Genomic DNA, 20,683 nt, shown 5'->3' with positions numbered 1-20,683 from the left:
GACAGCAGGGACGGCGAAGATCGCCGTCCCTGCTGCGAAAGGGGAACCGGTGTTCAGTCGAGCATGCAGTCCTGGACCAGGATGGCCTGGTACAGCTGCCGCAACGCGCGGCCCGGCGAGAGGCCGAGCTCGCTGCCGAGCCACTTGCTGGTGTGGTGGAACACCGACAGCGCCTCGCTTTGCTGGCCGGTGCGGTAGAGGGCGAGCATCAGCAGTTCGCTGAGCCGTTCCCGGCCCGGGTTCTCGGTGGCCAGCTGCCGCAGTTCGTGCACGATGTCGTGCTGCTGCCCCACCGCCAGCCGGGCGGCGATGAGGTCTTCCTGCACGGCCAGCCGCCGCTCGTTGAGGTGCGTGGCCGCGGCCCGGCAGCGCACCCCCTCCTGCACGTCCATCAGGGCCGGCCCGCGCCACTGCACCAAGGCCTCCCGCAGGATGCCGACGGCTTCCTGCGGTGCGGTGGAGACCAGGGAAGTGCCGCGGCGCGCGAGTTCGAGGAACCGGTGCGAGTCGATCGCCTCGGCGGGCACCTCCAGCTGGTAGCCGCTGTAGGTGGTCCGGACGATCTCCTCCCCGCTCGCGTCGGTGATCGGCTTGAACAGCCGGCGCAGCCGTGCGATGTTCGCTTGCAGTGCGTTGCGGGAGTTGGCGAGCGACCGCGGGCCCCACAGCTCGTCCGCCAGTTGCTCGTAGGACACCGGACGTCCCGGCGACAGCGCCAGCATCGCCAGCAAGGTCCGGACTTTCTTCGCGCGTATCGAGTAAATTCTCCCATTCGATCTTATTTCCATGGCGCCTAGTAGTTCGATTTCCACTTTGATCGACCCCCAGATTCGGGCAGCCCGCCGCTCATCGCGGACCATCCGAAGATGTATTTTGCGCAAGATAGTGGCAGAGGGCCGGTGGCTTAGGTACCTCCGTTCGGACCAGTGAAACGCCTAACTCGCCAGTAGTATCAGTTCGTGGACAGTTTGACTCGGGATGTATTCGGACATACCCGGGGATGGTGGTGTTAGCACCACCATTAATGGTGGTGGCAGCACACCGGGAGGCCGAGCTGATCTCCGCTGGTAGGGTCCCCGCGGGTGGTGCTGGCGCCCCGTCCGGTTGCACGAACGGCGAAGGGGTCATTACGCCGCGAAACCCGCGCTGACCGTGGGGTGCGCGGGTGGCGGCCGGGTGCTCGGGACCGCCTCGGACGCCGGGTGCGGAGGGGAGCCCGGAGAGCCCGGCCGACGGGCCGGGTGGAGGCTCTCGGCAATGAGTGCACAAACATGAATCCTATTTCTCTCCGGCTGATAAATTAGGCGGGCGTGGGGCCGGGTTCGGCGTCCGCCGGGGTTTGTCCGGAGGCTTTCCGGCTTTGGTTAACGGTGTACACCGAGTTTCGAAACAAGCCGGGGTCCGCGGGGCCTTCTCGACCGCGCCGGGTGAACGGCGAACGATTCGGACAAAGCCTTCTGGTGAGGCGGGCGAACTTGCGCTCGCTCGATCACTCTCCGTGTGCGACGCGGTGGGCGACTCTCGGGGGCGGCCGGCGTATCGGCCGGGCCGACTCACGCGTGGCCGGGTGCGCTCGACCGGCCACAATGGACGTTTCGGGTGGCTGCCGCCCGATTGTCCGGCGGCGCCGTCCGATTTCCCGTGATATCCTGTCGGTGTTCGGACCACTCGTTTACCGACAATCCCGCCCGGCCGGCGAGATCTGCCTCGATCCGACGTCCCTTCTGCGATTTCCGCCGCCTTCGCTCGACCCTGAACCATGCCCGGTGTGACGCACGAGCCCGCTGTTCCACGCGAGCGTGCGCGTGGACCGATGTGAAGGGGAATGTCCATGAGTGACACAGTTCTGGCCCAGACCGCCAACATCAACCCCGGCCTCGCCGCCATCGGGTACGGACTCGGGGCGATCGGCCCCGGAATCGGCGTCGGCCTGATCTTCGCCGCCGTCATCAATGGTACCGCGCGGCAGCCGGAAGCGCGCGGGAAACTGCAGACGATGGGCTACTCGACGTTCGTGCTGAGCGAAGTCCTCGCGTTGATCGGGGTCGTCGTGTATTTCATCGCGTCCAACCGGTGAATCCCCCCGCTCCGCGCCCGGGCCCGAGCGTCCGGGCGCGGAGCAGGCACCGCCGGCCGCCACGGCGAACGGACCTGTGGACGCGGCTGCGGCACAAACCCGAGGAAAGCAGCTGAACCTTCGGGCACGCCGTGCGAGCATGCGGTGGTGAGGAATCTGGCCGGGCCGACCGAAACAGCCGTGATCGTGCCGGTTCCCGCCGCCGACGCGGTGGTGGGGCTCTACCGGCAGGAGCTGGACCACTCCGCGGCCTGGGGCGTCCCGGCCCACGTCACGGTCCTCTACCCGTTCCTCCCGCCGGCCTGGATCACCTCGGCGGTTCTCGGCGACCTGAAGGCCGCGGTCGCCGAGCACGACGCTTTCGAGTGCGTGTTCTCCCGGGTCGCCTGGTTCGGGGAGGACGTGCTCTGGCTGGCTCCCGACCCGGCCGAACCGTTCCGGGCGCTGACCCACCGGGTGTGGCGCGCGTTCCCCGAGTGCCCGCCGTACGGCGGTGAACACCCCGACGTGGTCCCGCACCTGACGATCGGCAGCACCCGCCGCGCCGACGTCGCCGCGTTGCGGAAGGCAGCCGCCGAGGTGGAAGGGGCACTCCCCATCCGGGCCGCCGTCGACCGGGCGCGCCTGATCGCCGGGAACACGCGCCCGGATTCCTGGCGCACGGTGGCCGAATTCGTGCTTTAGCTCGACCGCATCAGGATGAAGTTGCCGTGGCCGCCGTAGCCGAGGACGTCCTCCGCGTACTGGGTTCCGTCGAACGTCGGGAGCCACCAGCGGTTGCCGATCTTCACCAGCATCGGGTGCGGGATGTTCGTCCCGTACGGCGCGTTCAGCGTCCCCAGCTTCCGCAAACTCAAGTCGTACACCGGGTATTCGCGCGCGTCGCCGTCGCTGGCGAATAGGTACCAGCGGCCGCCCACGCGCTGCAGGATCGTGCCCTCCGTCTGCTTCACCGACACGTCGGCGCCCAGCAGCGTCAGCCCCTCGTCGTAGTCCGCGCCGCGCGGGGCCGCCGCCAGGGCCGGGTGGAACACGAACGCCGGTTGCTGGGCCGGGCTTTCGACGAACGCGATGTGCCAGCGGCCGTCGATCTTCGTCAGGGCCGGGTCCCAGGAACTCACCGTCGTGGGCAGCGGGAGCGGCGAGGTCGGCAGCACGTGCACGCCCGACAGCACGTCCTTGCGGGTGACCGTGTGGCGCACGTGGACGCCGTTGAACGAGAAGTCGCCCCAGGAGCTCATCAGCAGGATGAACCGGTCGCCGTCGACGACGATCTGGCCCGCGTGGTCGCCGAGCACCACGCCGTCGCGCGCGAAGAACAGCGTCGCCACCTGCTCGAGCTTGGTGGGATCCGCCAGGTCGAGCGTCCAGACCGCCCAGTGCGCCTGCTGGAAGAACCCGAGACCGGCGTTGGTCATGGTCAGGTAGAGCTTGCCGTGGCGGATGACGGGGCGGCCGTCGGCGTACTGGACGACGTGCGGGTCGCGGACGCCGGCCTGGCCGTAGTACCCGGCCCGGACCCGGCCCAGCCGCGCCGGACCGCGGCTGCCGTAGGCGTAGCCCAGCCGGCCCAGGACCGCCGGGTCGCGCAGGTCGATCCGGGCCCGGACCTGGTCGCGCTCGGTCAGCAGCGGCCGCCAGCCGGTGCCCTGGTCGGCCAGGACGGTGACCGCGTTTTCGTTGACCACCACGGCGAAGCCGAACGGTGCCCGCAGCTGCGCGGGCGCGGTCTTGACCACGGCGGTGCCCGCGGCCGTGGTGATCTCGATGGCCGCCTGGCCGGCGTGGTAGGTGCCGAGCACCGAAACCCCGGCCCCGGCCAGCCCGGCGACGACGGGCGCGCGGTCTTCGAGCACCTGCACGGTCACGGTCCCGTAGGGCGCCTTTGGCCGGATGCCGGTCGTGACGAGCGCGCCGGGCCGGGCGGGGGTGTCGAGCTGGACGAAGTTGCGCGCGATCAGGTCGAACGGCCGGAACTGCTCGGCGACGGAGAACTCCAGGTCCAGCGGGCCCGTGCCGGCGGCTTCGGCGGTGCCGCCGAACAGGCTCGCGGTCACGCCGGTCACGCCCAGCGCGGTCAGGGCACGCAGCACGTCACGTCGATCGAAGTCGGTCACCGGTGACCTCCGGGGTGGGGAGCGGGAACCCCAGTTTGCAACGTGGCATGCAACGTGGCAACCGCCGTCGGTTTCATTCCTCGACGAGGAACTCCAGCAGTCCGCCCGCCAGCTCCCGGGCCGGCTCCGCCCACTGTTGCCGCAGGGAGCGGAACAAGGCCGCCGCCCGGGTGCCCGGCCAGTCCGCCGGCAGGAGCGCCGGTGGCAGCACCGGATCCCGGCGGATCAGCAGGAGCCACTCCGCCCCCAGCCGGATCCGGAGGGACAGCCCGTCGGACGAACCGGGCTCCCGGCCGCTCCAGCGGCGGAGGAACTGCTCGTAGCCGGCCGCGATCCGCGGCAAGTCCCACGCTTCCCGGGCGATCCGGGCCGGGTCGGTCCACATGAACGGCTCCGCGCGGAACACCTCCGCGTGGTCCAGGAGGTCGAGTTCGGCCAGCGCCGGCGCGATGTCGGCCGCCGACGCCGAGACCCACAGGCCGCTGCGCAGCGGCCCGAACCCGAACCAGCCCAGGCGGGTGCGCAGCGCGTACCGGTCCGCGCGGCGGGTTTCCGGCACCGAGAACGTCAGCAGCGTCCACCGGCCGTCCCAGTGCCGGTCGACGATGTCGCCGTCGAGCTTGCGCTGGCCGTCGCGCAGCACCGCCGTGCCGTGCGCCGTCAGGCCCAGGAACGCCTGCCGCCCGCGGCGGACCGTGTGGAGCAGGTCGCGGCGGCTCATCCGGCTCAGCGTCGCCCGCGTCGCGTGTTCGCCGACGCCCAGGCGCTCGAGCGTGGCGATCACGCCGCCGGTCGACACGGCGATCCCGCGGTCCAGGACGTGGTCGCCGAACAGCGTCAGCAGCAGGGCCTCGGGCCGCACGCCCGGCGCGCCCTCGTCCTCCGCCCAATCGGCCGCTTCGAGCATGCGTTCCTCGCTGTTTTCCCGACGATCATCAATCGTTTGTCCGGCAATTCGAGGATATCACCGAGTTCGAAAGTTTCGGTATCCCAGAATACTTGATGAATTGTTGACGGTCGTTCTGAATCTGCCTAACCTCAAGGCCCGAGGGGGATCGCCGACCGGAGGTCACCGATGAGTGGATTCAGAACGGCGTTCGTGACCATGGCCAGTGCCTTGCTGCTGGCCGTCACCTCGGCCGTGGTCCCGGCCCCGGCGTCGGCCGCTTCGCTGGTGGAAGTGACCGGCTTCGGGAACAACCCGGGCGGGATGCGGATGCACGTCTACGTGCCGGACACGCGGCCGGCCAACCCCGCGATCGTGGTCGCCATGCACGGGTGCGGCGGCTCGGGGCCCGGGTTCTACTCCGGCAGCGAATTCGCTTCGCTGGCCAACCGCTACGGGTTCCTCGTGATCTACCCCAGCGCCCAGCAGCAGGCCGGGTTCGGGAACTGCTTCGACACCTGGTCGGACGCGGCGAAGCGCCGGGGCGGCGGCAGCGACCCGGTGTCGATCGTGTCGATGGTGACCTACGCCGAGCAGCGCTACGGCGGCGACCCGAACCGCGTCTTCGCCACCGGCTCGTCCTCCGGCGGCATGATGACCAACGAGATGCTCGCGCTCTACCCGGACGTCTTCAAGGCGGGCGCGGCGTTCATGGGCGTGCCGTTCACCTGCTTCGCGAACGCCGCGGACTTCCCGCCGTGGTCGAGCAAGTGCACTGGCAACGGCGGCGCGAACCGCACCCCCCAGCAGTGGGGTGACGCGGTCCGCCAGGCCTACCCCGGCTACACCGGCGCCCGCCCGCGCGTCCAGCTGTGGCACGGCACCGCCGACACGCTCGTGCCGTATGCGTTGCTGCAGGAGGAAATCGAGCAGTGGACCAACGTCTTCGGCCTGAGCCAGACGCCGACGTCGGCCGACACCCCGCAGGCCGGCTGGAACCGCCGCCGCTTCGGCGACAAGGTCGAGGCCTACAGCATCCAGGGTGCCGGGCACAGCCTGCCCTCGGCCGGGATGGCCGCCTCCGCGATCGCCTTCTTCGGCTTGGGCGGGTGAGTGCCGCGAATGACTCATTCGGGACCTCCGACGTCCCGAATGAGTCATTCGCGACCTTCGGGCGGGGCGCTCAGGCGCTGAGGACCTTCAGCGCGGCGGCGTGCACGCCGGGCGCGGCGGCGAGGTAGCCCGCGCTCGTCAGGTCCCACGGGCCGCCGTCGAGGTCCGTGACCACGCCGCCGGCTTCCCGGACCAGCAGGACGCCGGCGGCGTGGGACCGGACGTTTTCGAACTGCCAGTGCAGGTCCATCCGGCCCGCGGCGACCTGGGCGAGCTGGTGGGTCACCGGCACCGAGATCCGCACGTACAGCGCCGCTTCCGACATCGCGGTGAACGACCGGCCCATCCGCTCGAGGAAGCGGTGGCCGTGCTGGGCCTGGCCGGTGCCCGCGAGGGCGCCGTCCAGCGCCGTCTTGGCGGAGACCCGCAGCCGCTCGCCGCCGAGGTGCGCGCCGCCGCCTTCGGTGGCGGTGAACAGCTCGCCGAGCACCGGGAAGTACAGCACGGCCAGCACCGGACGGCCGTCGCGGACGAGGCTCACGCCGATGTTCCAGTCGGGCATGCCGTGCACGGCGTTGACGTTGCCGCCCATCGGGTCGATGAGCCACCACTCGCCGGCGGGCAGCGGCCCGGAGCCGTGCTCGTCGTCGAGCCAGCGCGCCTCCGGCCGGATGGCGGCGAGCGCCGGCCGGAGCACCTCGGCGACGGCGGAGTCGTTGTCGTGCAGGCTTTCCAGCAGCTCGGGCAAGCCGGGCTGGCGGGCCCCGGGGGAGTAGCGCGCCAGCATCCGGGCCCCGGCGGCACGGACGGCGGCGGTGGTGGCGGCGAGCAGGTCCTGGCTCATCGGGACTCCTGTGGTTGTCTTGCGTTCGTGCAACTCGACTTGAACTTGCTCACGGTGCTCGACGCGCTGCTCGAAGAGGGCAGCGTGATGGGCGCGGCCGAGCGGCTGCACCTGTCGTCGCCGGCGGTCAGCCGCACCCTCGGCCGGCTCCGCGCGGTGACCGGCGACGACATCCTGGTCCGCACCGGTCACACGATGGTGCCCACGCCGTACGCGGTGGCCGTCCGCGAGGACGTGCACCGGCTGGTCCGGCAGGCGCAGGCGGTCCTGCAGCCGGCCCGCGAGCTGGACCTCGCCGGTCTGGACCGCACGTTCACGATCCAGTGCCACGACGCGCTCGCGGCGTCGGTGATCCCGGTCCTGGCCGGCCGGCTCCGGGACCGGGCGCCCGGGGTGCGGCTGCGGGTACTGGCCGAGCACTCCGCCGACACGGACGACCTCCGGCACGGCCGCGTCGACGTCGAACTCGGTGGCGCCCGGCCGGACCTGCCCGAGTTCCGCTCCGAGGTGCTCGGGCACGACGCCCTGGTGGTGGCGATGCGGCCGGGTCACCCGGCGGCCGGCGACCTGGACCTGCGGGCGTTCGCGGCCCACCCGCACGTCCTGGTCTCCCGCCGCGGCCGGCTCACGGCGCCGATCGACGACGTCCTGGCCGCGGAAGGCTTGCGCCGCCAGGTGATCGCTTCGGTGGCGACGCTGGCGACGGCGTTGCAGCTGGCGGTGCGCAGTGACGCGCTGGTCAGCTGCACGGCGGTGCTCGGCCGCCCGCTGATCGACGCCTTCGGGCTGATCACCCGCCCGCTCCCGGCGGAGTCGCCGGCCGCGGAGATCTGCTGCACCTGGCACCAGCGCTACGACTCCGACCCCGCGCACGCCTGGCTCCGCGGCCAGGTGCGGGCAGCCCTGGAAGAGATCACCGCCTAGCGGTCACTCCGGCAGCGGCAGCGCGATCGTGCCCGCGAAGCGGGGTGTCTCGGCCTCGTCGAGCATCGCCGCGGCGACGGTCGCCCGGCTGATCACCGCCTCGAAGTCCAGCGGTGGCCCGGCCTCCAGCCCGACCGTGCGCCGGTGGGGGCTTTCCGGGCCGTCGGTGAGGAGGCCCGCGTGGAACACCGTGCCGCCGGTCGCGAGGATCGTCTCGTCGGCCTCGACCTTGTCGCCGAGCCGGTCGCCCAGCAGCTTCGTGAGCGCCCCCGCGGCGGCCCCGGCCACCGGTGCCGACTTCCCCGTGCCGTACGCGCCGAGCCAGATGATCCGCGACGGCCCGGCGGCGACCACCGCCTTCGCGCCGGCCAGCAGGACCCCCGCCCGGTCCGTGCCGAGTCCGGAAAGGACGGTCGAGCCGGCGGCGATGGCCATGCTCGCCGGGTCTTCGACGTCGCCCGCCACCTTGTGCAGACGACCCGACGCGGGAAGGTCGATACGGCCGGGATCCCGGGCGATGGCGGTCACGGTGTGCCCGCGCCGCAACGCTTCCCGGGTGAGTGCGAGTCCGGTCCGGCCGGACGCCGCGAGGACGGTGAGGTTCATGCCGTCCACGCTAGGGACCCTCGCACTTAACATCAAATGCAAGTTTGAAAAGAATTGATTTACCGTGACGCAAGGGGCGGCCGCCGAGGAGTGCGGCCGCCCCCTGCCTCAGCGGCGGTCCGCCCCCGTCAGCGGGGCCGGCGTGTAGCGGAGGTAGCGGCCCGGGGCTCCGAGCTCGGCCGCGGCCGCGTTGAGGCGCTCCGGCCGGAGGTCGGGCCAGTGCCCGGTCTCGATGCGGGATTCCAGGGCGTGCAACGCCGCCAGGGTCTCCGACGGCCGGAACGCGCAGTGCCCGGCCGCTTCGACGTACGCCTGCCGCAGCAGCGGTTCGCGGCCCGCCGCGCGGACCCGGTGGGCGTACCAGTTCTCCTGCTCGACCGGGACCAGGTGGTCCGCGGTCGTGTGGATGGCCAGCGACGGGACGCGCAGGTGCCCGGTCGCCGTGGACGTCCGCGCGAGCGTGCCGACGGCCTGCCGATCCGGCGTGACGTCCGCGTGGCGGGTCAGGTCGGCCAGGTCCGCGTCGAGGTCGAGGCCCGCGGTGCGGTACAGCGCCCGGACCTGCCGCGCCAGCGGGCTGCCGGACAGCAGCGCCCGGTAGTCGACCCCGCGGTTGGCCGCGCTGTTCCCGCCGGCCGCCAGTTCGATCTGGTAGCGGCCGGGCACCACGAACCCGAGCACGAACTGCGCGAGGGCTTGCTGCTGTTGCTGTTCCTGGCCCGTGTGGTCGGCGGGCCCGGGCGGGGCGTCACCGGTCAGCCACGGCGGCGTGTTCATCAGCGCCGCCCCGAGGGCGATCCGGGCCCGGCCGGCCGCGGTGCCCTGCGCGTCGGTGACGAGCTTCGTCAGCGCCGCGCCCGCCGCTCCCGCTTCGTCGGCGCTCGCGTACCGAACCAGCTTCACCGGCTGCGCCGGGGCGAGCAGGCGTGAGAGCGCGTATTCGCCGTCGAGCTGGTAGTTGTTCAGGTTCAGCGCGCCCGCGACCAGGCCGCACGTGGTCAGCGCGCCGTCGAGCCGCCGGTTCCCGGACTCGGCTTCCAGGGCGCTGACCAGTCCGCCCATCGACGTGCCCCACGCGATCGTGCGGCGGGGCTCGCCGATCTTCCGGACGAGCGCGTCGAGCGAGGCGAACTGGTCCCGCGGGGCGGAGGCGAGCGCCCACCACGACGGTCCGCTGTAGGACGAGCCGATCAGCGCGTACCCCGCCGAGAGCAGGGCCTGCCCGGTCGGCTCGTCGGGGGCGTTGCGCGCTTCCAGGGGGCCGAAGCCGTGGCTGTAGAGGATGACGGTGCCGTTCCAGGCGGCCGGCACGTCCGCCACCCAGCTCGCGCCGTCGGGCAGCTGCCCGGTGTAGTGCGCGGTGGTCGCGGCCAGGGCCGGAGTCGCCGTGGTGAGGCCGAACGCGATCAGCGCCGTCGCGACGAGGGCGCCGGCCCGGCGGAGCCAGCGGCTCATCCTCGGTGTCCTTCCCGCTGGACGGCCGCCGGCACACTCGGCTCGGGCGTCAGGTCGCGGCGGTGGGTCTCCCGCAGCGCCAGCACGCAGACGGCCGACAGGAGGCAGAAGGCGGCGATGGTCCACGACACCGGCGTGGTCGAACCGCCGCCGTTGGCGCGCTGGAGCTCGGCGAAGATCAGCGGGGCGAACCCGGCGCCGAGCCCGGCGAGCTGGTAGCCCAGCGACGCGCCGGTGTACCGGCTTTCGGTGTCGAACAGCTCGGAGTACAGCGCGGCCAGCGGCCCGTACATCATCGGGTGGAGCACGCCCTGGCCGATCACCAGCGCGAGGACGAGCAGCAACCCGCTGCCGTCGCGGACCATCGGGAAGAGCAGGAACCCGAACACCGCCATCGCGGCCGCCCCGGCCAGCACGACCGGGCGGCGGCCGATCCGGTCCGAAAGCGCCGACCACAGCAGGATCCCGGCCACCGCGCACGCCGAGGACAGGGTGAGCGCGTTGAGCACTTCCTGCCGCGGGTGCCCGTGCTGGACGCCGTAGGCGAGCACGAAGGTGGTCAGCGTGGCCTGGACGACGAACGCGGCGAGCCCGACACCGACGCTCAGCGCCAGCACGCGCGGGTGGTCGCGCAGCACGGCCACGAGCGGCAGCCGCCGGCGTTCTTCCTTGCGGGCGGCCAGGAACGCGGGTGTCTCGTCGACACGGGAACGCACGAACAGGCCGATCGCGAGCAGGACGATGCTGAGCAGGAACGGGATCCGCCAGCCCCAGGCGAGGAAGTCGGCTTCGGAGGTCAGCCCGGCGGTGGCGGACATGACGAGCGTCGAGACCACCATGCCGCTCGGCGCGCCCGCGTTGGTGAACCCGGCCCACAGGCCGCGGCGCGTCCGCGCGTGCTCGGCGGACATCAGCACCGCGCCGCCCCACTCGCCGCCGACCGCGATGCCCTGGACGACGCGGAGCAGGACCAGGCCGATCGGGGCGATCGGGCCGATCTGGTCGTAGCCGGGCAGGAGGCCGATGAGGAAGCTCGCGACGCCCATCAGGGTCATGGTCAGCACGAGCATCCGCTTGCGGCCCAGGCGATCCCCGAAGTGGCCGAAGATCAGGCCGCCGAGCGGGCGGGCGAGGTAGCCGGTGGTGAACGTGCCGAAGCTGGCGACCGTGGCCAGTGCCGGATCGAGGTCGGCGAAGAAGACCTTCCCGAAGACCACCGCGCTCGCCGTGGCGTAGAGGAGGAAGTCGTAGTACTCGATGAGACTGCCGAGGAAGCTGGACGCGACCGCTCTGCGGAGCTGAGTGCTCATGGGGTTCACCCTCGTCTTCGGGGGCGGGGCACTGCGGAGGGCAGGTTCGTCCGGGGCGGACGACGGGGGAGCGGAGCTCAACGTTAGTCAGGGCCATGACGGCCGTCAATATTCTGCACAACATCAAGTGGTCACCGGGCCGGGTTACGCTGGCGCTCGTGACGTCATCCGCCGAGACCGGCTCCGGGCCTCGCCCGAAGTCCGTCATGCTCACGTTCCTGGGCATCCACCTGCTCGGCCGGGCGAGCGCGATCTACTCGGGCAGCGTGATCGACGTGTTCGGCCGCGTCGGCGTCTCGGAGGAGGCGGTCCGCTCGACGCTGACCCGGATGGCGGGCACCGGGTTGCTGACCCGGCACAGGCACGGGCGGAAGGTCTACTTCGGTCTCAGCGAGCGCCTCGCGGCGGTCCTCGAGGACGGCAGGCGGCGGATCTGGGAGACGGGCGCGGTCAACCGGGCCGAGGACGGCGCCTGGACCCTGGTCGGCTTTTCGCTGCCCGACACCCGCCGCGGCGACCGCCACGACTTGCGCCGCCAGCTGACCTGGGCGGGATTCGGCCTGCTGCAGAACGGGTTGTGGGTCGCTCCCGGCGTCCGCGACGTGACGGCCATCGTCGAGCAGCTCGGCGTCGACGGGCACGTCACGGTCTTCACGGCGCAGCCCGCCAAGCCGACGGAGGCGGCCGAGCTCGTTCGCAAGGCGTTCGACACCGCGACGATCGCCTCGCGCTACCACGACTTCCTGGAGAAGTGGGACGGCGGGAAGCCGTCGTTCCCGGACGACCTGACGCGCCGGCTGGTGCTGCACTCGGATTGGCTGCACGTCGTCCGCCGGGACCCGCACCTGCCGGCCGGGCACCTGCCCCGGGACTGGCCCGCGATCGAGGCCGAGACGTTGTTCCGCAAGCTGGACGCGGATTTCCGCGAAGGTGCGGACCGGCTGGCGGCCGAAACGTTCGAACTGCTGCCGACCGCGGCTCACCCCGCCGGATAGCCGTCCATTGTGGTCCGTTTCCGGAGCACGAAGGCGGTGACGCGGTTCATGGTCCGGAAATTGTCGAGGTCGAGGTCTTCGGTCGCGACTTCGATGCCGAAGCGGCGTTCGACGTGCGTGACCAGTTTCAGGGCCAGCAGCGAATTCACCAGGCCGAGCGCGAAGTAGTCTTCGTCGGGGCCGGGAGTGGTCCCGGCGGTGGCGGTGGCGAAGAACCGGGTCAGTTCGGCCAGGATGTCGTCGGCGTTCACCGGCTGACCGCTTGTCACGCGCCCTCCCTCGAGCGATGCCCCTCATTCGAAGCTAACACGGTCTCGGGTGCGCGGACGGCGCCGAACGGCGTAATTGCCTTCTGTCCTCATTGGACGATCAATTTCCGTGATAATCGGCAGCAATTATGGACAGTGACGGCCGATCCCTCGATCGGCGGCTTGCCGACGGCGGGAAGCCGCTGGAAGTATCCGGAGTTCGTCACCGCCGGGATTTCCGGCATCGTGCACGGGGAATTCTGGGGATGACTGGACCATCGAACAGCGTGGGCGATCTGCTGACCCACCAGGCGGCGCGCACGCCGGCGGAAACCGCGCTGGTGTGCGGCCGGACCCGGCTGAGTTACGCGGAACTGGCGGCCCGCAGCGACGAAGTGGCTTGGCGTTTGGCGTCGTGCGGCGCGGGGCCGGAGACCCGCGTCGGGCTCCTGCTGGAGCGCGGGGCCGAGCTGGTGGTGGCGCTGTTCGGAGCGCTGAAGGCGGGGGCGGCGTATGTGCCGCTGGACCCGGCGCACCCGCCGCGGCACCGGGCGGAGCTGGTCGCGGACGCGGGGATCACGCTGGTGCTGACCCAGCCGGAACTGGCCGCGTCGCTGCCGAGCCGGTGCGTGCCGGTGTTCCTGGAGGGCGACTTCCCGGCTGGTTCCCCGCCGCGGATCCGGCCGGACAATCTCGCTTACGTCCTCTACACGTCCGGCTCCACCGGCCGCCCGAGAGGCGTCCTCGGCACCCACGGCGGCCTCCTCGCCCTGTTCGCCGCCCACCGCGACGGCCTGTTCGCGACCGCCGGTGGGCGGCTGCGGGTGGCGCACACCGCGGCGTTGTCGTTCGATGCCTCGTGGGTTCCGCTGCTGTGGATGCTGGCCGGGCACGAACTGCACGTCCTGGACCGGCTCGACCCGCGGGAGACGGTCGCCGCGCTGGAGGCCGCGCGGATCGACGTGCTCGACGTGACCCCCTCCCACCTCCGGATGCTCATCCTCGCCGGCCTGCTGGACGGCCCCGCGCGGCCGCGCCTCGTCATCGCCGGGGGTGAGCCCGTCGATCCGGACCTCGGGGCCGAGCTGCGCGCCGCCGGGGTCGTGGTCTGGAACGCCTACGGAACCACGGAGACCACAGTGGACAGTCTGCTGTGCGACACCGTGCCGGAAGGCCGGGCGGTGCTGGGGCACCCGATCGCGGGAACCCGCGCCGAGGTACGGGACGCCGCACTGCGCCCGGCCCGGGCGGGCGAGCTCTGCCTGGCCGGAGCCGGCCTGGCCCGCGGCTACCTCGGCCGCCCGGGCGCCACGGCGGCGGCGTTCGTCGCGGACCCGGCCGGACCGCCGGGATCGCGGATGTACCGCACCGGCGACCAGGTCCGCCACCGCGACGACGGTTTGCTGGACTACCTCGGCCGCACCGACGACCAGGTCAAGATCCGCGGCATCCGAGTGGACCCGGCGCACACCGAGGCGACCCTGCTGACCCACCCGGGCCTGGCGGCAGCGGCAGTGGTGGCTCGCCGCAACGGCCGCGATGACCAGTTGGTCGCCTACGTCGTGCGGAGGACGGCGCCGGAGACCGGCGGGGAGGGGGCCGCGCTGGTGGCCGGGGCAGGGCCGAAGTCCGGCGCGGGGATCGGGGCGGAGGTTGGGCCGAAGTCCGGCGCGGAGGCCGAGTCGGAAATCCAGCCGAATCTCGGCACCGACCTGCGCTCCTACCTCCGCAGCCGCCTGCCGGAGCACCTGATCCCCGCCCGGTTCGTCGAACTCGCCGCCCTTCCCCTGACCGCCAACGGCAAGCTCGACCGCCGCGCCCTGCCCGACCCCGGCCGCCCCGACGGCACCTCCCCGCGCAACCCCGCCGAGGCGCTCGTCGCCGAAGTCTGGCGGGACTCGCTCGGCCTGGACCACATCGGCACCGATGACGACTTCGTCGAGCTCGGCGGCGATTCCATCCTCGCCATGCGCGTCGCCGGCACGCTCAACCGGCGCCTCGGCACCGCCCTGCCCGCCCAAGCCGTCTTCGAACACCGGACCGTTGCCGGGCTCGCCGCGGCCCTCCCCGCCGCGCACCCCGGGCACGCGCCCGCCCGCACCGCACCCGGCGCCGCTCTTCCCCTCTCCTCCGGGCAGCAACGGCTCTGGTTCCTCGACCAGCTCGCCCCGGGCAGCGCCGAATACCACACCAGCGCCGGGTTCCGCCTGCGCGGCCCCCTCTCCGTCGACGCCCTGGCCAGCGCCCTCACCACGCTGGCCGAGCGGCACGAGTCGCTGCGGACGACCTTCCCCACCGTCGGCGGGCGGGGGGTCCAGGTCGTCGGGCCGCCGCCGGAGATCCGGCCGGACGTCCGCGCCGCCGACGGCGTCGAACGCGAGGTGCACCGGCCCTTCGACCTCGCCCGCGGCCCGCTCTTCCGCGCCACCGTCTTCCGCCTCGGAGAGGACGACCACCTGCTCGTCCTGGTCCTGCACCACATCATCACCGACGGCTGGTCGATGGGCGTGCTCGCCCACGAGCTCGGCCTGCTCTACTCGGACCCGGGCGCCGAGCTGCCCCCGCTGCCGTTGCGCTACACCGACTTCGCCGCCTGGCAACGCGAGCGGCTCGCCGGTCCGGAGCTCGACGACCGGATCGCCTACTGGGAACGGCAGCTCGCCGGCGTCTCGGCACTCGAGCTGCCCACCGACCGCCCGCGGCCCGCCGTGCGCGGGACGGCGGGCGCGACGCACCGCTTCACCGTTCCCCCGGCCGTGACCACCCGGCTCGCCGAACTCGGCCGGCAGCGCGGCGCCACGCTGTTCATGACCCTCATCGCCGCCGCACAGGTCCTCTTCGCGCGCTACACCGGCCAGCGCGACATCGCGCTCGGCACGGTCACGGCCGGGCGGTCCTGGGACGAGCTCGCCGGGCTCGTGGGCTTCTTCGTCAACACCGTCGTGATCCGCTCCCGGCTCGACGACGACCCGTCCTTCGCCGACTTCCTCACCGGCGTCCGCTCGACCGTGCTCGACGCGATGGCCCACGACGACGTCCCCTTCGGCCGCCTGGTCGAGCTGCTCGCCCCGGACCGCGACGCGAGCCGGTCGCCGCTGGTCAGCGTCATGGTCGTGCTGCAGAACGCGCCCTCGGCGCTGCCGGAGCTCGACGGGCTGGCCGTCGAGGAGTTCGACCTGCCCCGGCGCTCGGCCCAGTTCGACCTCACCCTCGAGTTCGAGCCGCGGGACGGCGGCCTGCGCACCACCGTCGAATACAGCACCGACCTCTTCGACGCCGACACCATCCGGCGGCTGGCCGAAAACCTGCGCACACTCCTCGCCGGCATCGCCGACGACCCGGGCCGGCGGCTGTCCCGGCTGCCGTTCCCGGCGCCCGCGCAACGACACGAACTCCTGGCCGTCGGCCGCAATCCGGTGGAGGGGCCCGGCCGGACCGTCCTCGACGTCTTCGCCGTGCGCGTCCGCGAACGCCCGGACGCCCTCGCCGTGACCTGCGCCGGCACCGCGTTGACCTACCGGGACTTGGACCGCCGGGCGAACCGGCTCGCCCACGCCCTGATCGCCCGCGGCGCCGGCCCGGACGTCCGGATCGGCCTGTGCGTGCCGCGGGGGATCGACGCGGTCGTCGGCATGCTCGCGATCCTGAAGGCCGGCGGCGCCTACGTCCCGCTCGACCCGCGCTACCCGGACGAGCGATTGGCGTTGCTGCTGAACGACTCCGGCGCCGCGACGGTCGTCACGACCCGTGCGGCACGCGACCGGGTCCCCCGCGGGGCCCAGGTGCTGCTCTCGGACGACGGAAGCGGGCCCGGCGACGCCCCGCCGCGCCGGGTCCGGCCGGAGAACCTGGCCTGCGTGCTCTACACCTCCGGGTCGTCGGGCCGGCCCAAGGGCGTGCTGATCGAGCACCGCTCGGTGACCCGGTTGTGCGCCGACGAATCCGCCCGGCTGGGGCCTGACGACGTCTCGACGCAGTACGCGCCGCTGTCCTTCGACGCCTCGACCCTGGAAATCTGGGGCGCGCTGCTGTCCGGGGCGCGGCTGGCGATCGACCCGGAAGACGTGCCGTCGGTCGAGGCTCTCGGCGCCTTCGTCCGCGCCGAGGGCGTCACCGCGCTGTGGCTGACCGCGGGGATGTTCCACGAGGTGGCGGCGGCCGACCCCGGCGTGTTCGCGGGCCTGCGCCGGCTGGTCTCCGGCGGTGACGTCCTGTCGCCGCGGCAGTGCGCGGCGGTCCTGCGCCGGTGCCCGGACCTGGAGCTGGTCAACGGCTACGGGCCGACCGAGGGCACCACGTTCACCGCCTGCCACCGCGTCCGCGAGGGCGACGGCGGGCGGCCGGTGCCGATCGGGCGGCCGATCACCGGGACGCGCTGCCTGGTGCTGGACAGCCACCTCGCGCCGGTGCCGGCCGGCGTGCCCGGCGAGCTGTACGTCGGCGGGAGCGGCCTGGCCCGCGGCTACCTGGACCGGCCCGGCCTGACCGCCGACCGGTTCGTGGCCGACCCCTTCGGCGACGGCACCCGGCTGTACCGCACCGGCGACGTCGTGCGCTGGCGCGCCGGCGAGGAGTGGGTCCTCGACTTCCTCGGCCGGTCCGACGACCAGGTCAAGATCCGCGGTTTCCGGATCGAGGTGGGCGAGGTCGAGGCGGCGCTGCGGCGGCACCCGGACGTCGCCGAGGCCGTCGTGGTGGCGCGCGAGGACACCCCCGGCCACAAGCGGCTGGCCGGGTACGTGGTGCCCCGCCGTCCGGTCGAGCCCGGCGCCGTGCGGGAGTTCCTGGGGAAGAGCCTGCCGGGCCACCTGGTCCCCGGCGCGCTGGTGCTGCTCGACCGGTTCCCGTTGACGCCGCAGGGCAAAGTCGACCGCCGGGCGCTGCCGGCGCCGCGGCCGCGAGCCGCCGGCGTCCGCACGGCGCCCCGCAGCCCGGCCGAGGAGCTGCTGACGCGCGTGTGGGCCGAGGTGCTCGGCGTCGAGCACGTCGGCACGCGGGACAACTTCTTCGAACTGGGCGGGGATTCGATCCTCGGCATCCAGGTCGTGGCGCGTGCCCGGCAGCTGGGGCTGCGGCTGAGCGCCAAGGACGTCTTCCTCCGGCAGACCCCGGCCGAGCTGGCCGCGGCGGGGGTGTGGGAGGAACCGGCGGCGCGCGAGGCGCCCCGGCCGGCCGGCCCGGTGCCGCTGTCGCCGATCCAGCACTGGTTCTTCGAGACGATCACCGAGCACCCCGGGCACTTCACCCAATGGGTGTCGGCCGACCTCGCCGCGGATGTCGACCAGGCGGCGCTGCGGACCGCGGTCGCGGCGCTCGTCGACCACCACGACGCGCTCCGGCTGCGCTTCCGCCGGGCCGGCCGCGAGTGGCGGCAGGAGTACACGGAACCGTTCACGGCCTTCCGCGTCGGTCCGGTGTCCACCATGGACTTCTTCGAACTGGACGGCGGCCCGTTGTTCACCGCGGTCCTGGACGGCTCGCAGCTGCTGCTGGCCGCCCACCACCTGGTCGTCGACGGCGTCTCGTGGCGGATCCTCCTGGCGGACCTGCGCGCGGCGTACGCGGCGGCGCGCGCCGGGCGGCCGGTGGAGCTGCCGCCCCGGACCACGTCGTTCGGCGACTGGTCCCGCCGGCTGGCCGGGCACGTGGCGGCGGGCGGGTTCGCCGCCGGGTTCTGGCGCCGGACGGCGCCGGGCGCCGGGCCGGACGGCGACCCGCTACCCCCTCGCGCGGTGACGGTCCGGCTCGCCGCGGACGAGACGGCGGCGTTGCTGCGCGACACGTTCGCCGCCTACCGCACGCGCATCGACGACGTGCTGGTGAGCGCGCTCGGCCGGGTCCTGGGCGGCTGGCTGGGGCGGGAGCGGGTGCTGCTGGAGCTGGAGGGGCACGGCCGCGAGGACGTCTTCGAGGACGTCGACCTGTCCCGGACGGTGGGCTGGTTCACGGCGCTGTACCCGTGCCCGGTGGCGGTGCCCCGGGACGGTGGGTGGGGTGCGGTGCTGAAGGCGGTGAAGGAGTGTTTGCGCGCGGTCCCGGACCGGGGGCTGGGGTACGGGGCGTTGCGGTACCTGGGGGAGGCGGAACTGCCGGAATCCCGTCCGGTGGCGGCGTTCAACTACCTGGGCCGCTTCGACGCCGAGCCGGAGTCCGGCGCGCTGTTCCGCGGAGCTCCCTCCGCCATCGGGCTGAGCCGTGCGCCGCACGTCACCGGCACCTCGCGCCTCGATGTCACCGCGGCCGTCACCGCGGCCGGCGAACTCGAATTCGAGTGGACCTACTCCCCGGGCGCGCACGACTCCGGTCCCGTCACCCGGCTGGCCGGCGAGACGCTGACCGCGCTGCGGGAGATCGCCGCCCACTGCGCCGAGCCGGGCGCCGGCGGCCGCACGCCGTCCGACTTCCCGCTCACCGCGGCGAGCCAGGCCGAACTCGACCGGGTCCTCGGCGACGGCCGGCACGTCGAGGACGTCTACCCGCTCACCCCGATGCAGGCCGGGATGCTGTTCCACAGCCTGTCGGAACCCGGCACCTACCTCGAGCAGGTCTGCTTCACCCTGACCGGCGTCGACGACCCCGCGGCCCTGGAACGCGCCTGGCGGCGGGCGGTCGACGAGATCCCCGCCCTTCGGACGGCGATCCACTGGACCGGCGTCCGCGAGCCGGTGCAGGTGGTACACCGAGCCGTCACCCTGCCGGTGACCGTGCACGACGGGCGATCGTACGACGAGGCCGAGCTGCTCGCCGCCGACCGGGAAGCCGGGCTGGACCCCACCGCGGCGCCGCTGATGCGGGTCACCCTGGTCCGGCTGGACGACACCCGGGTCCGGACACTGTGGACGTTCCACCACGTCGTTCTCGACGGCTGGAGCGTCTTCGAGGTACTCACCGACGTCCTCGCGCACCTCTCCGGCCTGGCCCCCGAACGCCGCCGCCCGTTCGCCGACCACCTCGCCTGGCTGGCCCGCCAGGACCCGGCGGCCGCCGAAACCCATTGGCGAAAGGCTCTTTCCGGGCTCGTTCCCACCCGGCTGCCGTACGACCGCCCGCCGGGCCGCGCCCATCGCGCCCGCTCGACGTCCACAGTGGAACATTTAATGTCCACAGTGGACTCGAGCCGGGTGGTCGCCTTCGCGCGACGGCACCGGCTGACGGTCAACGCCGTCGTCCAGGGCTCGTGGGCGCGGCTGCTGGCCCGGCACGGCGGCGATCCGGACGTCTGCTTCGGCGCGGTGGTGTCCGGCCGCCCGCCCGAACTGCCCGGCGTGGACCGGATGGTGGGGATGTTCGTCAACACGGTCCCGGTCCGGGTGACGGTCGCGGAAGACGGGCCGGGCTGGTTCCGGCGGTTGCAGGCGGACCAGGCGGAGGCCCGCCGCTTCGGGCACGTGTCACTGGCGGCGCTGCGCCGCTGGAGCGGGCTGCCGGCCCGGACGGGGCTGTTCGACAGCATCGTGGTCTTCGAGAACTACCCGTTCGACCGCGACGCCCTGGCCGAGCGCGGCCTGCACGTGGCGGAGGTGACGGCGGTCGAGATCACGAATTATCCGCTGGTGCTGATCGCCCACGGCAGCGCGCGCGACGACGAGCCGCTGAACTTGCGGCTGGGATATGACCCGGCGCTGTTCGACCGGGGGACGGTCGAGGTTCTGGCGGGAGAACTCGTGGACCTGCTGCGCGAACCGGCAGGGCCGGCCGATCGGCAGTCGGCCTTGGTGAGCGGCTTGGCCGCCGAGCCGGCCGGCGCCGCCGCATCGCCGCGCGAACACGCGGCCGCCACACCCCCCGAGAGCGAGCCGCCCTACCTCGCCCCACGTACCGCCACCGAACGGGCTCTCAGCCGGATCTGGGCCGAGGTCCTCTCCGTCGACCACGTCGGCGTCGACGACGACTTCTTCGCCCTCGGCGGCGACTCGCTGCTCTGCCTGCGGGTCACCGCGCGGCTGCGGGCCGACTTCGGTGCCGCCCTGCCGCCGCGGGCGCTGTTCGACAACCCCACCGTCGGCGCTCTCGCCCTGATGCTGGAGCACCCCACGCTCGAAGCACTGGGCCGGGCCGTGGATCGCGGCCTGAACCCGCCGCAGGACTACGAACTCTAGGAGGCCGGA

14 protein-coding genes are annotated in these 20,683 nt (G+C 72.8%); 6 read left to right on the top strand and 8 right to left on the bottom strand.

The genetic code is table 11. The annotated features are described in order from the left end of the window. Nucleotides 1-53: 53 nt before the first annotated feature. Nucleotides 54-788 (bottom strand): AfsR/SARP family transcriptional regulator, encoded by a 735-nt coding sequence (locus ACWDN5_RS26070; RefSeq protein ID WP_449678111.1) that lies wholly within the window; start codon nucleotides 786-788, stop codon nucleotides 54-56. Nucleotides 789-1,831: 1,043 nt separating this feature from the next. Here ACWDN5_RS26070 and ACWDN5_RS26065 point away from each other — a divergent pair. Both ACWDN5_RS26065 and ACWDN5_RS26060 read left to right on the top strand, forming a co-directional pair. Beyond that, on the top strand, nucleotides 1,832-2,077 hold the full coding sequence (locus ACWDN5_RS26065; protein ID WP_449678105.1) for an ATP F0F1 synthase subunit C: 246 nt from the start codon (nucleotides 1,832-1,834) through the stop codon (nucleotides 2,075-2,077). A 147-nt stretch (nucleotides 2,078-2,224) separates the two neighbouring features. Further along, nucleotides 2,225-2,761, top strand: coding sequence for a 2'-5' RNA ligase family protein (locus ACWDN5_RS26060; RefSeq protein WP_449678104.1), 537 nt, complete (start codon nucleotides 2,225-2,227; stop codon nucleotides 2,759-2,761). Here the strand turns inward: ACWDN5_RS26060 and ACWDN5_RS26055 are convergent. Further along, the gene (locus ACWDN5_RS26055) at nucleotides 2,758-4,194 is read right to left on the bottom strand and encodes a hypothetical protein (RefSeq protein WP_449678103.1); all 1,437 of its coding nucleotides are present in this window, start codon (nucleotides 4,192-4,194) and stop codon (nucleotides 2,758-2,760) included. The genes ACWDN5_RS26060 and ACWDN5_RS26055 overlap by 4 nt on opposite strands. Before the next feature lie 73 nt (nucleotides 4,195-4,267). Beyond that, complete coding sequence (locus ACWDN5_RS26050; protein WP_449678102.1) at nucleotides 4,268-5,101, bottom strand: PaaX family transcriptional regulator; 834 nt, start codon at nucleotides 5,099-5,101, stop codon at nucleotides 4,268-4,270. 168 nt (nucleotides 5,102-5,269) lie between these two features. On the opposite strand from ACWDN5_RS26050, the gene ACWDN5_RS26045 reads away from it, so the two are divergent. After that, a complete protein-coding gene (locus ACWDN5_RS26045) occupies nucleotides 5,270-6,193 on the top strand; it encodes an extracellular catalytic domain type 1 short-chain-length polyhydroxyalkanoate depolymerase (protein ID WP_449678101.1) in 924 nt (307 codons plus the stop codon). Between the two features lie 70 nt (nucleotides 6,194-6,263). On the opposite strand, the gene ACWDN5_RS26040 is transcribed toward ACWDN5_RS26045, so the two are convergent. Further along, entirely contained in the window at nucleotides 6,264-7,037 is a 774-nt protein-coding gene (locus ACWDN5_RS26040) for an inositol monophosphatase family protein (RefSeq protein WP_449678100.1), read from the bottom strand. A gap of 27 nt (nucleotides 7,038-7,064) precedes the next feature. On the opposite strand from ACWDN5_RS26040, the gene ACWDN5_RS26035 reads away from it, so the two are divergent. After that, on the top strand, nucleotides 7,065-7,961 hold the full coding sequence (locus ACWDN5_RS26035) for a LysR family transcriptional regulator (protein WP_449678099.1): 897 nt from the start codon (nucleotides 7,065-7,067) through the stop codon (nucleotides 7,959-7,961). 3 nt (nucleotides 7,962-7,964) lie between these two features. Here ACWDN5_RS26035 and ACWDN5_RS26030 read toward each other — a convergent pair whose 3' ends face one another. From ACWDN5_RS26030 to ACWDN5_RS26020, 3 genes are all read right to left on the bottom strand, one after another. Next, entirely contained in the window at nucleotides 7,965-8,567 is a 603-nt protein-coding gene (locus tag ACWDN5_RS26030; RefSeq protein WP_449678098.1) for an NAD(P)-dependent oxidoreductase, read from the bottom strand. A 108-nt stretch (nucleotides 8,568-8,675) separates the two neighbouring features. Further along, nucleotides 8,676-10,022 carry an alpha/beta hydrolase gene (locus ACWDN5_RS26025; RefSeq protein WP_449678097.1) on the bottom strand — a complete coding sequence of 449 codons (1,347 nt, stop codon included), beginning with the start codon at nucleotides 10,020-10,022 and terminating at the stop codon, nucleotides 8,676-8,678. Further along, nucleotides 10,019-11,332, bottom strand: coding sequence for an MFS transporter (locus ACWDN5_RS26020; protein ID WP_449678096.1), 1,314 nt, complete (start codon nucleotides 11,330-11,332; stop codon nucleotides 10,019-10,021). Before ACWDN5_RS26020 ends, ACWDN5_RS26025 begins: the two co-directional genes overlap by 4 nt. A gap of 158 nt (nucleotides 11,333-11,490) precedes the next feature. Here ACWDN5_RS26020 and ACWDN5_RS26015 point away from each other — a divergent pair, with 158 nt between their 5' ends. Continuing rightward, nucleotides 11,491-12,327 (top strand): PaaX family transcriptional regulator, encoded by an 837-nt coding sequence (locus ACWDN5_RS26015; protein ID WP_310969897.1) that lies wholly within the window; start codon nucleotides 11,491-11,493, stop codon nucleotides 12,325-12,327. On the opposite strand, the gene ACWDN5_RS26010 is transcribed toward ACWDN5_RS26015, so the two are convergent. After that, a complete protein-coding gene (locus ACWDN5_RS26010) occupies nucleotides 12,312-12,596 on the bottom strand; it encodes an acyl carrier protein (RefSeq protein ID WP_310969898.1) in 285 nt (94 codons plus the stop codon). The genes ACWDN5_RS26015 and ACWDN5_RS26010 overlap by 16 nt on opposite strands. Nucleotides 12,597-12,862: 266 nt before the next feature. Between ACWDN5_RS26010 and ACWDN5_RS26005 the strand changes: the two genes are divergently transcribed. Beyond that, nucleotides 12,863-20,674, top strand: coding sequence for an amino acid adenylation domain-containing protein (locus ACWDN5_RS26005; RefSeq protein ID WP_449678095.1), 7,812 nt, complete (start codon nucleotides 12,863-12,865; stop codon nucleotides 20,672-20,674). Nucleotides 20,675-20,683: the final 9 nt, after the last annotated feature.

Source organism: Amycolatopsis sp. NPDC003731 (assembly GCF_053586895.1).
The sequence above is the reverse complement of the archived record's forward strand: the minus strand, read 5'-3'. Positions and strand labels throughout refer to the sequence as shown.

Bases quoted from the DNA above. Each gene is read 5' to 3' on its own strand.
- ACWDN5_RS26070 (WP_449678111.1), bottom strand. From the start codon at position 788: ATGGAAATAAGATCGAATGGGAGAATTTACTCGATACGCGCGAAGAAA.
- ACWDN5_RS26065 (WP_449678105.1), top strand. From the start codon at position 1,832: ATGAGTGACACAGTTCTGGCCCAGACCGCCAACATCAACCCCGGCCTC.
- ACWDN5_RS26050 (WP_449678102.1), bottom strand. From the start codon at position 5,101: ATGCTCGAAGCGGCCGATTGGGCGGAGGACGAGGGCGCGCCGGGCGTG.
- ACWDN5_RS26045 (WP_449678101.1), top strand. From the start codon at position 5,270: ATGAGTGGATTCAGAACGGCGTTCGTGACCATGGCCAGTGCCTTGCTG.
- ACWDN5_RS26040 (WP_449678100.1), bottom strand. From the start codon at position 7,037: ATGAGCCAGGACCTGCTCGCCGCCACCACCGCCGCCGTCCGTGCCGCC.
- ACWDN5_RS26030 (WP_449678098.1), bottom strand. From the start codon at position 8,567: ATGAACCTCACCGTCCTCGCGGCGTCCGGCCGGACCGGACTCGCACTC.
- ACWDN5_RS26025 (WP_449678097.1), bottom strand. From the start codon at position 10,022: ATGAGCCGCTGGCTCCGCCGGGCCGGCGCCCTCGTCGCGACGGCGCTG.
- ACWDN5_RS26020 (WP_449678096.1), bottom strand. From the start codon at position 11,332: ATGAGCACTCAGCTCCGCAGAGCGGTCGCGTCCAGCTTCCTCGGCAGT.